Origin of the sequence: Faecalicatena contorta, assembly GCF_022835095.1 — a bacterium.
Taxonomy (GTDB): domain Bacteria; phylum Bacillota; class Clostridia; order Lachnospirales; family Lachnospiraceae; genus Faecalicatena; species Faecalicatena contorta.
In genome coordinates, this window is the sequence record NZ_BQNQ01000001.1 from 1775674 (window position 1) to 1788500 (window position 12827).

At 46.7% G+C, this 12827-nt stretch carries 11 protein-coding genes; 8 read left to right on the forward strand and 3 right to left on the reverse strand.

Annotation, left to right across the window (positions count from 1 at the left end; translation table 11 throughout):
• Positions 1 to 42: 42 nt before the first annotated feature.
• Positions 43 to 939: an AraC family transcriptional regulator gene (locus tag MWG26_RS07905; RefSeq protein WP_025655472.1), complete on the reverse strand. Its 897-nt coding sequence runs from the start codon at positions 937 to 939 to the stop codon at positions 43 to 45.
• 256 nt (positions 940 to 1195) lie between these two features.
• Here MWG26_RS07905 and MWG26_RS07910 point away from each other — a divergent pair, with 256 nt between their 5' ends.
• From MWG26_RS07910 to MWG26_RS07930, 5 genes are all read left to right on the forward strand, one after another.
• Positions 1196 to 2551, forward strand: coding sequence for an MATE family efflux transporter (locus tag MWG26_RS07910; protein WP_025655473.1), 1356 nt, complete (start codon positions 1196 to 1198; stop codon positions 2549 to 2551).
• A 61-nt stretch (positions 2552 to 2612) separates the two neighbouring features.
• Positions 2613 to 3233 (forward strand): sugar O-acetyltransferase, encoded by a 621-nt coding sequence (locus tag MWG26_RS07915; protein WP_044926654.1) that lies wholly within the window; start codon positions 2613 to 2615, stop codon positions 3231 to 3233.
• A gap of 215 nt (positions 3234 to 3448) precedes the next feature.
• Positions 3449 to 4195, forward strand: a complete 747-nt coding sequence (locus tag MWG26_RS07920) for an EFR1 family ferrodoxin (RefSeq protein ID WP_025655474.1) — start codon at positions 3449 to 3451, stop codon at positions 4193 to 4195.
• A 188-nt stretch (positions 4196 to 4383) separates the two neighbouring features.
• Entirely contained in the window at positions 4384 to 4914 is a 531-nt protein-coding gene (locus MWG26_RS07925; RefSeq protein ID WP_025655475.1) for a GNAT family N-acetyltransferase, read from the forward strand.
• Positions 4915 to 4929: 15 nt separating this feature from the next.
• Positions 4930 to 5391, forward strand: coding sequence for a GNAT family N-acetyltransferase (locus tag MWG26_RS07930; protein ID WP_025655476.1), 462 nt, complete (start codon positions 4930 to 4932; stop codon positions 5389 to 5391).
• Positions 5392 to 5403: 12 nt separating this feature from the next.
• Here MWG26_RS07930 and MWG26_RS07935 read toward each other — a convergent pair whose 3' ends face one another.
• Both MWG26_RS07935 and MWG26_RS07940 read right to left on the reverse strand, forming a co-directional pair.
• The gene (locus MWG26_RS07935; RefSeq protein WP_025655477.1) at positions 5404 to 6090 is read right to left on the reverse strand and encodes a P-II family nitrogen regulator; all 687 of its coding nucleotides are present in this window, start codon (positions 6088 to 6090) and stop codon (positions 5404 to 5406) included.
• A 23-nt stretch (positions 6091 to 6113) separates the two neighbouring features.
• On the reverse strand, positions 6114 to 7643 hold the full coding sequence (locus MWG26_RS07940; RefSeq protein WP_334296521.1) for a DUF1538 domain-containing protein: 1530 nt from the start codon (positions 7641 to 7643) through the stop codon (positions 6114 to 6116).
• Between the two features lie 370 nt (positions 7644 to 8013).
• On the opposite strand from MWG26_RS07940, the gene MWG26_RS07945 reads away from it, so the two are divergent.
• The 3 genes from MWG26_RS07945 (at position 8014) to MWG26_RS07955 (ending at position 12718) form a co-directional block, all read left to right on the forward strand.
• Entirely contained in the window at positions 8014 to 8874 is an 861-nt protein-coding gene (locus MWG26_RS07945) for a helix-turn-helix domain-containing protein (protein WP_025655479.1), read from the forward strand.
• A 74-nt stretch (positions 8875 to 8948) separates the two neighbouring features.
• Positions 8949 to 9908 (forward strand): hypothetical protein, encoded by a 960-nt coding sequence (locus tag MWG26_RS07950; protein ID WP_240285661.1) that lies wholly within the window; start codon positions 8949 to 8951, stop codon positions 9906 to 9908.
• 461 nt (positions 9909 to 10369) lie between these two features.
• Positions 10370 to 12718: a zinc-ribbon domain-containing protein gene (locus MWG26_RS07955; protein ID WP_025655481.1), complete on the forward strand. Its 2349-nt coding sequence runs from the start codon at positions 10370 to 10372 to the stop codon at positions 12716 to 12718.
• Positions 12719 to 12827 lie beyond the last annotated feature (109 nt).

A 12827-nucleotide genomic window follows, 5' to 3' on the forward strand; every position in this document is an offset into this window, starting at 1 on the left:
AGAAGAATAAACACATAGCACGCTATGCAAAAAGGCCCGGGCTTATTCTGCCCGGTGACGCTTTCTGAAGTCATTTGGCGTGCACCCATAGTTTTGCATAAAAATTTTCGAGTAATAGCTGTGGTGATTGAATCCACATGCTGTTGCGACCTGTGTGATCCTGAGTGCGGTGGTTTTCAGCAGGCTGCAGCTGACCTCGAGCCGGTAATGATTTAAGAAATCTATAGGGGACTGCTGCAGATAAAGTTTAAAGATGATACAGCATTTGCTGCGGCTGACGTTCCCCGCGGCGGCTATGTCGTCTAGTGTTAACTTTTCAGCGTAATTCTGATAAATGAACGATACCATGTCTTTTTGAATTGTAAGATCGGAGTCGGGACGCGCCTCCGGTGCTTGGGAGGCCATCTGCGGGAGACTGAGAAGACGGCTCCACATGAGCAGCATAGAGCCGGCCACTTCCAGTTCATATCCAGGGGCAGCCTGTTCCTTCCGCCGCATGGTCTGGTCAAGGAACGCCATCATTTCATGATGAAGTGCATCCTGCGGACGGAAGTGGAGATACTCCAGGCAGGAATTATCTAATATGGGCGCAAAGTATTTCTGTTTCAGCAGTTGGTTTGCCGTAAGCAGACCCGGGTGAATCAGAATACATATAAATATACAATTCTGCTGGTTCTGAGAATACCCATAGTGCATCTGTTTTGCATTCACCATGAGGCAGTCATTTTCATTCAATAATATTTTTTTCCCATTGATGCTGTAATTCATCCTGCCTTTCAGGATCCGGATAAATTCGATATCCTCATGCCAGTGGCAGAGGGCGCGCTTATCCGGATAATGATCCAGACTGCCGGTTCTGATATATAAAGGGATACCTGCCGTATCATAATGGACAATTTCAGAAGCATCATGCATAAGATCCAGAGTGACTTTAGCCATAAAACACCTCACAAATACGATTATTATAAAAATTAAAGAAGATATTGATAGAATTAAGCGGGTTTCAATAATATTATTATAATATATCACAAGAAAAACCCGAGGAATCTATTCTTATCATGTAACAGTTCAGGCAGACCAGGACTGTTACCTTATCATATCATACTAGTACATCAAATAATAATTAACTTACTGTTAAACTGACCTAAATAACGATCAACTTGACAATACGCTGAATTTGTGGGGGGGGGAGGCAATGAAAATAAAAAAGAATGAATTTTATAGAAAACTGTTTGTCCTTGTTTTACCAATTACCATGCAGAATCTGATGGCAGCCCTGGTCAGCGCGTCAGACGCCCTAATGCTGGGTTTTTTAAATCAGAGCGCCCTGGCGGCTGTATCCCTGGCAGCCCAGGTGCAATTTGTACTGAACTTGTTTTATGCGGCACTGGCTATTGGGACTACTGTCCTGGCGGCACAGTACTGGGGAAAAGGCGATACGGAATCAATGGAAAAGATTCTGGCGGTTGTCCTGCGCTTGTCTGGTGTGGTCTCAGGCATGTTCTTTCTAGGCGCGGCATTGATTCCCGGAGCGCTGATGCGCATTTTTACAAATAATGGAGAGCTGATCCTGTTGGGAATTCCGTATCTTAAAATTGTTAGTCCATCCTATCTGTTTACAAGTGTTTCCCAGATCTATCTGTGTATGATGAAGAACAGCGGCAGGACGATGAAAAGTACAGCATACGGCTCCATCTCCGTTGTCCTGAATATCATATTAAATGCAGCTTTGATATTTGGACTTTTAGGCTTTCCCAATATGGGAATCGCAGGGGCTGCCCTTGCAACAACGATTTCAAGGGCCGTGGAATTGCTGCTGGTACTTCTCGAAAACAGAAAGAAAGATGCGGTGCGCATCCGATGGAAATATATGGCGATGGATCAGAGAAGGCTGAAAAAAGATTTTTATCGCTATACTGTACCCGTACTGGCAAATGAACTGGTATGGGGCTGTGGATTTGCCATGTTTTCCGTGATTATGGGGCGCCTGGGAAGCGATGCAGTTGCGGCCAATTCCATTGCCAATATTGTGAAAAATATTATCGCATGTATGTGTCTTGGAATTGGAACCGGCAGTGGAATTCTGATTGGAAATGAACTCGGAAGAGGAGAACTGAAACTGGCAAAGGAATATGGCGGCAGGCTTTGCAGGCTGTCGCTTGCCGCGGGGGCGGCGTCAGGGATCCTGATTCTTGCATGCAGTCCGCTGGTCATCCGTTTCGCAGCCGGCCTCAGTGGCCAGGCACAGGAATACCTGAAAATCATGCTGCTCATATGTGCCTATTACATGATAGGAAAGTCCTTGAATTCTACCACAATTGCCGGAATCTTTTGCGCCGGGGGCGACACCAGGTTTGGCCTTTTCTGCGATCTGGTAACAATGTGGGTGATTATTGTACCCATTGGGATACTGGCGGCATTTGTATGGAAGATTCCGGTTCCTGCAGTTTATTTCCTGCTGAACCTGGACGAATTCGTGAAGCTTCCCGCAGTATACCGGCATTATAAAAAATATGGATGGATGAAAAATCTGACAACTGATACAATATAAACAATCATCAAAAATGGAAGAAACAATAAGAATCAGAGATAAAGATCAGGAGGGAATGAATATGGATAACAGAAAACGAAGGGATCTGGGAATGGCATATATTTCGGATGATGCCGTAATGGAGGAACAGAAGAGATGCAGAAGGCTGATGCAGAAGCTGAACTCTGTGGACCGCTCCGACTATGAGGAGATAAAAAAGATCATAAAAGAAATGCTGGGTAAATCGGAAGATGCTTTTATTAATCCTCCGTTTTATTGTGATTATGGTTTTAACATTGAGGCAGGAAAGAACTTCTTTGCAAATTATAACTGTACGATTATAGACGTGGCGAAAGTAACAATCGGTGACAATTGCCAGCTGGCCCCGAATGTCGCCATCTATACGGCCGGCCATCCGGTGCATCCGGTATCGAGAAACTCGAAGTATGAATATGGCATAGAGGTCACCCTAGGTGATAATGTGTGGATCGGCGGAAATACAGTGATTCTTCCTGGGGTACATATCGGAAGCAATACGGTCATCGGTGCGGGGAGTGTGGTGACAAAGAACATCCCTGACTGGGTAGTAGCAGGGGGAAATCCCTGCAAGGTGATCCGGATGATTACGGAGGAAGATAAAAAGTTTTATTACAAAGACAGGGAATTTGATACGGAGGCCTGGGAAGTGGTACAGAACCTCTGAACCGAAAGAAAATGGTGATCATGAATGATAGATTTATGATATAATGTACGCAGAGCGTACCATTATATCATTGCGCATCAGGCAGTTTCTGCGGAACCGCAGAAAGCTGCTGCGCATCCGCCGGAGGCATCATGACCGCTTGCGGTCATGATATAATGTACGCAGAGTGGTTATGATAGAAAAGAAAAAATCACATCAGTGCAGGAGGAGCGTCTATGATTTTTTATTTTTCCGGTACGGGAAACAGCGAATATGCAGCAAAACGAATAGCGGAGGTTCTGGGAGAACCGGCCGTGTTTTTGAATGACAAGATTAAGGAGAAAGAAGGGGCTCAAGTAAAACAAGAAGAAAGACTTGTTTTTGTCTTACCAACCTATGGTTGGCGGATACCGAGACTGGTGGAGGCATGGATTCAACGGGCCAGATTTAAGGGACCGCACGAGGTATATTTTGTTATGACCTGCGGCGGCGGAGTCGGGAATGCAGAGAAGTATCTGAAGAGGCTTTGTGAGCAAAAGAATTTCATATATATGGGGTGTGCAGAGATTGTAATGCCTGAGAACTATATTGCCATGTATCCGGCACCGGAGGAAATGGAAGCGAAAATGATTGTGAAAAAGGCCCTGCCGGAGATTCAGAAGGCGGCAGAGTATATTCGTGATGGAAAGAATCTTCCTGAAATGAAGATTACGACGAGAGATAAAATCAAGAGCAGTATTGTCAATGACCTTTATTATCCTCTATATGTTCATGCAGATAAGTTTTATGCTAAGGATACTTGTATCGGATGTGGAAAGTGCGAGAAAGCCTGTCCGCTCAATAATATAAAGCTCGTGGATCACCGTCCGGTCTGGGGAAAGCGCTGTACACACTGTATGGCCTGTATCTGCGGCTGCCCGGTGGAGGCAATCGAATATGGGAAAAAGAGCATGGGACAGCCGCGCTATCAGTGCCCGCTTTAAGCGTGCAAGAACACCCCGTTTGGAATAGGAAATAAGTGTTCGGTAATATGTAACAGTTCGGGCCTGTCTGAACTGTTATAGTAATATTGGAGTTTTACTTAATGCCTGGGCATCCAATTTGGATGCCTTTTCGGTAGCACCTGACTATATGACATCGAATTATTAAGTGAAAAGAAGGTGAGATAACCATGGTATTGGAAACAAAGCGATTATATTTACGCAAAATGAATCAGGGTGATTACGACGCACTCTGCAGGATTCTGCAGGACCCAGAGGTCATGTATGCATATGAACATGCATTTTCAGACGAAGAGGTGCAGGATTGGCTGGACCGGCAGATCCGGAGATATGAAAAATATGGCTTTGGCCTTTGGGCGGTTATATTAAAAGAAAATGAAGAAATGATCGGCCAGTGTGGGCTGACCATGCAGGACGCAGGCGGCCGGGAAGTCGTGGAGGCAGGCTACCTTTTCCAGAAGGCATACTGGCATAAAGGATATGCCACAGAGGCGGCCATTGCATGCAGGGATTATGCGTTCGAGAAATTACATATTGAGGAAGTGTATTCTATCATCCGAGACAACAACATTCCTTCACAGAATGTGGCAATACGAAATGGTATGGCTGTCTGCGGAGGGTTTACAAAACATTATTACGGAATAGATATGCCCCACCTGGTATATTCAGTAAAACGGGAGAACCAGTCAATAAAAAGTTAAGAGGCGAGTACAATCATGAATCTTCATTTTGAACCAATAACGAACGAGAACAGAGTAACAGCCCTGAAATTAAAAATTGCCGGCAGCCAGCATGGTTTTATCGAGTCCGTAGAGCAGTGCCTCTCTGAGGCAGACCGGTGTAAGCGCTGGCATCCGGTAGGCATCTATGACGGTGATACAATGGTTGGCTTCGCCATGTATGGATTCTTCCTATGGCAGTACCTTCCCTTTGGCAGACTGTGGATGGATCGTCTGCTGATTGATAAAAAATATCAGGGGAAGGGGTACGGGACCGCCGCTTTATCCGAACTGCTTAAATTGCTGATCCAAAATTACCGCTGTAGGAAAATTTATCTGAGTGTGATTGAAGGGAACGAGGCAGCGATCCACCTGTATGAAAAGTTTGGCTTTTCTTTTAACGGAAAACGGGATCTGCATGGGGAGCATATCATGGTATATAAGGTGAAGCCTGATTAGGAGGATGCCCTGCTAATCATCCTCCTGCTCCATGAGCCGCAGCCCCGCAGTTTCCGTAACAGGCAGGGAAAACACAATCGCTTTTGCCTTACTTCCCAGTCCGGCCTGATCCATGACAGCCCTCATAATGCTGCTTTTGTCTTCGCTTTTAGCCACAATGAAGATCATTTCCTTTTCAGAAGCCAATGAAACCCCCAGGAAATGCTCGTATTTTTTCATCCCCGTTCCTTTTGCATGAATGACTGTGCCTCCGCCCGCTTTTGCGCCTCTGGCGGCATCCATAATCAGTTCTGTATATCCCTGGTTAGCTATCACAACGAGAAGCTCATGTTTCGTGTCCTTCAACGTACTTTCCTCCTCTTTCTCAAAATTACGTCCTTCGGTTATAAACTGCAGCTGTTTTTTTCCGCCGACGCTGCTTACCGGTACGATAAAGACGATCCCGGTGCCCGGAATATCAATTTTAACTTGTTTTTCCAGGCCGCTCTTTATTGTCTTCCACTCTTTAGTTGTAACCATGGCAAAAAGGACGGCCTTTTCTGATGCCTCGAAGCCGAAGGAATGCAGCACATCATCTTCAGCAGTTCCCCGTCCCATGGAGATCAATATGATATTAACGTTATATTCTTTATAAAATGCCAGAAACCTTCGGATCTGGTTCCGGTCACTGATCGTAACCATCAGATTTAATTCACTCATAAAATCCTCGATTCTTATTTGAATTATAAGTCTATAATTGCATCATCATCCAGCATCTCAAAATCACTTGCCGGCTGTGCAGGTATGGTATCCTGCCCGCTTCTGCTGTTTACAAGTTTTGCATAAAGCCCCATGACCTGAATCGTAATGAGCGGTGTCATGGCAACCATTGCTACTAATCCAAATGCATCCGTTACGATATTTCCGCCCAGGGTCACGCATGCTCCCTGTGCCAGCGGCAGCAGGAAGGCAGCCGTCATGGGGCCGGAAGCCACGCCGCCGGAGTCAAAAGCGATGGCAGTATAGATCTTGGGCACAAAAAACGAGATACCCAGCGCAAGAGCATAACCCGGGATTAAGAACCAGAGAATAGAAATCCCTGTCATCACCCGGATCATTGCGATGCCAAGTGAGATCGCCACACCCACAGAGAGTCCGATTCCCATAGCTTTTGCCGAAATAGCGCCGTCTGTAATTTCCTCTACCTGCTTATTCAGCACATATACGGCAGGCTCGGCTTTTACAATGTAATATCCCATCACCATTGCAATCGGAATCAGCGTCCAGTGATGTTCCAGGCCCGCGAGTACCTGGCCCAGATAATTTCCGGCGGGCATAAATCCCACATTAACCCCGGTCAAAAACAGAACCAGACCGATATATGTATAGATAAGACCCATAAATATTTTCATAAGCGTACGTTTTGACAGTTTTAAAACTAAAAGCTGAAAAGCAAGGAAAAACAGCACAATAGGCAGCAGAGAAAGGGCAATTTCTTTCATATAAGTAGGAAACTCAACAGCGAACAGATGCCATAGCTCCGTTGAATTTTCAATGTCCGGAATGACAGGCGGTACATATGCGCTTTCCTTCGGATTGTAGATCATTCCCAGAATCATAACCGCCAGTATCGGGCCAATCGAGCAGAGCGCAACAAGACCGAAACTGTCATCCGCTGCATGCCGGTCACTTCGGATTGAGGAAATACCAATACCTAAAGCCATGATAAATGGAACTGTCATAGGACCCGTTGTCACGCCACCGGAGTCAAAGGCTACACCCAGAAAATCTTCAGGCACGAAAAATGCCAGCACAAAGATAATAAAATAGAAAATCAGAAGCAAAGGCGGCAGCGGTATTCCAAACAGCATACGCAAAAATGAAACGACCAGAAAAACACCCACACCACACGCTACAGATAAAATCAATACCATATTTGGAACGGATGGAACCTGTTGTGCAAGAACCTGCAGATCCGGCTCCGATATTGTGATAATTGCCCCAAGTAAAAAAGAAATTCCAACTACGAGCAACAGCTTCTTACTTTTGGTCAGACAGGTGCCGACCCGTTCACCCATCGGTGTCATTGCAACCTCTGCACCGAGCGTAAAAAACATCATGCCCAGCAAAAGCAGTACGGCTCCGATCAAAAAGCAAAGTAAGATACTTGGGGAAATCGGCGCTACTCCAAAGCATAAAAAGAGTACGATACCGATAATCGGCAGAACAGCGCTTACCGCCTCCCGCCATTTCTCATTTAATTTTTTTGTAATACTCAAACTTTCACCATGACTCCTTTCTAGAACGTGTCTGAAAAAATTGTACAGTTACCGAGAATTGCTCTCATTATAAGTATTAGTATAACATAAATTCTTTGGCACCGAAATATTTTTTTATGAAAAGTTCATAAAAAATGTATCGGTGCTGCTTTTTATGAAAGTGGGGTAGGGTATGCTCGCCCCCATTCGCCGGCAAGTCTAAAGTTATGCAAATATATTGATACTATGCACGGTCCATAGGACGTGAATAGTATCAATATCTTGTGTCACAAGAGAATCAGCAGGAGGAGACCGCTTGTATAACATTTTAGGGTATGTTAAAGTTAAGTAGCTTATAAAACGAGACATGGAGAGGAGATCATGTATGCTGACATTTCACAATATATACCGTCCGCTGACCGCCCGTCCTTTTTTAGCGGACGATACTTACAGAGAGTACAGTCCATGCGTTTCCCTGTCACCTTATGTGGCATGTTACTGGACGGAGGGGGATTACATACCTATAGACGGCAGACAGAATAGCTGTCACAATTATAAAGGAAGCAGCAGGGAGGTGCTGGTGATACCGGATACCTGTATGGATATTATTGTAAATGTAAACCATACCAGCCAGAAGATTACCGGTTATTTGTGCGGGATACAGGACAAGCCGTTTCTGGCACAGTCACGGGAAGATACGGACATAGTCAGCAGTTTTGCCATTCGTTTTCACTTTTGGGCCGCCAGTTTTTTCTTTTCTATGAATCTGAAAGATGCGTGTAATCAGACAACGGAGCTGGAGGCTCTGGGAGAAGGCTGGGGCCGGCTCTTTGACCCGTTCTTTTATCTGACGGAGGTGGAAGAGCGGATAGCATATGTGGAGGCATTTTTGCTGCAGAAGCTGGAAAAGGCAGAGGAAAATTCAGATCTGCTCAATTCGATACAACGAATATTGTCTGCATCGGGCGCGGTGGCTGTCCGGGATATCTGTGAGTACAGTGCGGTCAGCCAGAGACAGATCGAGCGCCTGTTTCTGCAGAAGATAGGCATGCCTCCGAAAAAGATTGCCAGCCTGGTGCGTTACCAGAATGTATGGCGGGAGATCGTGACGTCGGAGTCATTTAACGCGCAGAACGCAGTATACCGTTACGGGTACACAGACCAGGCGCATCTATTAAAGGAATTCAGGCGTTTTCACGGTACAAACCCGGAGGGGGCTAAGAAAATTGCCATAAAAAACCAATGACCATGTCGTTTTTTTACAATACGGACAGGCCTGATTCTGATAATATTTCTGTAAAAGACTGATGGAGGAATAGGATGATGAAGACGCTCAAACAAAAAGATTATCAGGAAATACGTACATGGTTTCACAGAAACGCAAGACCACTGGAGATGGCCCTGTGGAATTATTTTCATGAAGACGGGACGCGGGAGGCGGTTGCAGAGGAACTGTCATATTATCAGAATGAGGACGGCGGATTTGGAAACGCGGTAGAACCCGACGGCTGGAACCCGGAATCTTCTCCCTACGCTACAATGACAGCAGCTATTACGCTTAGAAAAATAGAGTTAATGGAGCATGCAGGCACGGATCACCCTATGGTTCAGGGAATCTTACGTTATCTGGACAGCGGGGTTTACAGCGATGAAGACGGATGGTTTTTCTCAATCCCATCCAGTGACAATTACCCTCATGCGCCATGGTGGACATTCAGTGAAAAAGAAAACAAACTGCAGAGCCTGGGAATCACTGCAGGCCTTTGCTCTTTCATTCTGCATTACGCAGAACCGGAGACATCTGTATATAATAAGGCGCTGAAGTATACAGAACAGCTTCTTAAAAAAGCGGAATCCACGGAAGATTTTGGAGAAATGGGGGCCGGCGGCATGTGCGTGCTTTTGATAGATGTGTTGCAGAAAGGCCTGTTTCCGGATCTGGAATGCGGGAGGCTTCTGGAGAAAATGGGAGAGGCTTCTAATAGCAGAATTGAGCGGAACCCGGAAAAGTGGGCAATGTACACACCTAGGCCGTCGGAATTTATCGAGTCGCCAAACAGTCCATTGTATAAAGGAAACGAAGAAATCGTAGAGAAAGAGCTGGATTATCTGATAGATACGCGTAATCCGGGCGGAGTATGGGATATCACATGGAGCTGGTTTGATCTGGGGGAGAAATACGCAAAAGAATTTGCAATCAGCGCAAATTGGTGGATGGGAGTGAAGGCCATCGATAAGGTGGGGTTCCTTAAAAGCTTTGGGAGGGTGGACGCTTTATAGAAGCCCATAACGGAAGACACCCTACGGAACATGATATAGGGGGCTGAAAAAGCGTAGGCACGGCTGTAAGCTGGAGTAGAGTAAAAAAGCAGAAAAACAGAAAAATCGGGGTAACCTGGACACATCACGTGAAGCCTGGATGGCTTCACGCGCTGGGGTCAGGGATTTTTGTGACTCGGTATCACAAAAATCACCCCGGTTTTTCTGCTTTTTTTCTCAGCTCCAGCTTACAGCCGTGCCTACGCTCTTCCAGCCCCCGATATCATGTTCCGGGGGGGGGGGGCTTCCGTTTGGGTTTCTATAACGCTGGTGCGTCCGGGCGGGAGGCGGAGCAGCGGAAAGTGGCGGGGAAGGCGGATTGAATTGAGGGGTTATACAATTGACCAGTAAGAAATAGGTAAGTTTTCCAAATTTTCACTTTATGTTATACTTATTTTATTAGTGTTTTTAGGAGAATACATATGAGAATATCTTTTTATGATTATTGTAAGAGGCATGGGCGGGAAGAGGTGCTTGAACAGTGGGATTATGAGGTGAATGGGCTTTCTCCAGAGGAGGTGCCGAGTAGTTCCAGAGAGGCGGTTTCCTGGAGGTGCGGGCGGGGGCATACGTGGACAGCTCCTCCTGCATGGCGTAATAGGTGTAAGTATACGGACTGCCCTTATTGTTCTCACAGGCGGGTATCGGAGGAGTATAATCTGGAACGGATTTATCCGGAGCTGGCAAAGTGCTGGGATTATGAGAAGAATGAGAGGACCCCGGATCAGGTGCTTCCCGGTTCGGGTAAGAAATTCTGGTGGAAATGTGATCGCGGGCACAGCTGGTATAAGAGCCCGAATGAGCAGGGGGATTTTAAGGGATGCTGCTACTGCCGGGGAGAGCTGGTAAGTGAAGAGTATAATTTGCAGGCGCTGTTTCCGGGGATTGCACGGGAATGGGATTATGAAAAAAATGACCTGAAACCGGAAGAAATACATCCATTCAGCGGGAAGAAGGTTTACTGGCAGTGCAGCTTTAACCCCACGCATAGGTGGCGGGCGTTTGTGTCAAACAGGACGCAGCATGCACAGGGCTGTCCGGTTTGCAAAAAGCAGGGGAAAACTTCTTTCCCGGAACAGGTGATTTATTATTATATGAAGAAAATTTTCCCGGAATGCACCAACAGAGCTGTGATCGATTGTTTTGAAGTGGATGTCTTTATACCGGACCTTCAGCTGGGGATTGAGTATAATGGAGTGTTCCATGAGATATATGACCGGGCGGATTATGATAATCGTAAAGCGGACTATCTGCAAAGCATCGGGATCGGGGTGCTGACGGTCAGAGAGCAGACAGGGGAACGGGACTGGGAAGCAAAAGGAACAAAAGAGCAGAAACAAGAGACAAAACGAGAGATTGTCTGCAGTGTTGACCATTCGTATAAGTATATGAATGAGGTTGTGTCCGCGATTGTGAGATACATAAACAGCCATTATGGGATGAACATAAAGATGGATGTGGATGTCGTCCGCGATGCCCAGTATATCCGTACGCTTCTGGTGGAAGGTAAAAAGAAAAACAGCCTGGCGTCCAGATATCCGGAGCTCGCAGGGGAATGGCATAAGGAGGCGAACTGGCCGATTACTCCCGAGATGGTGGAATACGGAGCAGGAACTGATTATACTTGGCAGTGCGAAAAAGGGCATGTCTGGAAAATGTCCCCAAATAAACGGACCAACCGCGGTTATGGCTGCCCTTTTTGTTCCGGGCACAGAGTGAGCAATGAGAACCGGCTGTCAGTGCAGAATCCGGGGATTGCGAAGATGTGGGATACCGAAGGCAATGATGGGCTTACGCCGGATGACGTATCGGTAGGCTCCCACGCAATAGTCAGCTGGCGCTGCGAAAAGGGCCATACGTGGAGGCGGAATGTCAGAGAGATGGTGAAAAGCGGAAGGTGCCCCTACTGCAGCGGCAGAAGGCTCACAAGGGAGAACAGCCTGGCTGCAAAAAAACCGGAGCTTTTGGAACAATGGGACTGGGAGAAAAACGAGGGCTCTCCGTGGGAGTTATCCTGTGCGAATAACAACTATGCCTATTGGATCTGTGAAAAAGGCCATTCCTGGAAGGCTAAGATATCCAACCGCAGTGTTCTGGGGCGGGGCTGCCCTTATTGCTCCGGTCGCAGGCCGACAGAAGGGGAGAACCTGGAGGCTGTATACCCGCATGTTGCGGCTGAATGGAATTATGAGAAAAACGATCCGCTAACTCCAAAGGATGTGCGGCCGAAATCCAATAAAAAAGTATGGTGGATCTGTTCTGCCGGGCATGAATGGGAAAAGGAGATTCAGGCCAGAACTGCAGGCAGCAGATGTCCTGTATGCCGCAGCCGGTATGTGCGCGGCGGGAACAGCCTGGATAAGACGCATCCGGAGGTGGCAGCCCGCTGGCATTATGGTAAAAATAAAATGCTGCATCCCAAAAATGTTTCAGCCGGATCCGGAGAAAAAGTCTGGTGGCAGTGCACGAAGTATCCGCATCATGAATGGTGCAGGAGGATCTCGCATGAGGTGGGCAGCAAAAAGGGCTGCCCCTACTGCGCCGGATACCGGGTATGCAGGGAAAATTCGCTGGCAGCTTGTTTTCCGGCCCTGGTAAGGGAGTGGGATTACAGGAAAAACGGTTCGCTTCAGCCCCATGACCTGACCTGTACAAGCAGAAAACCGGTCTTTTGGATCTGCGAAAAAGGACACTCATGGCAGGCAGACGCCGCAAGCAGGACGCAGAAGAACAAAACGTGTCCGTACTGTGAGGAAGGCGGACGTTATTGAACCGCGATTTTCGTTGTGTTTTAAGCCGGGATTCAGTATAATTAAGAAACAACCGAATTACCTGCCAGGTGCGAAAGAAATACCGCATGTGGGACTGGTTAAAATAATA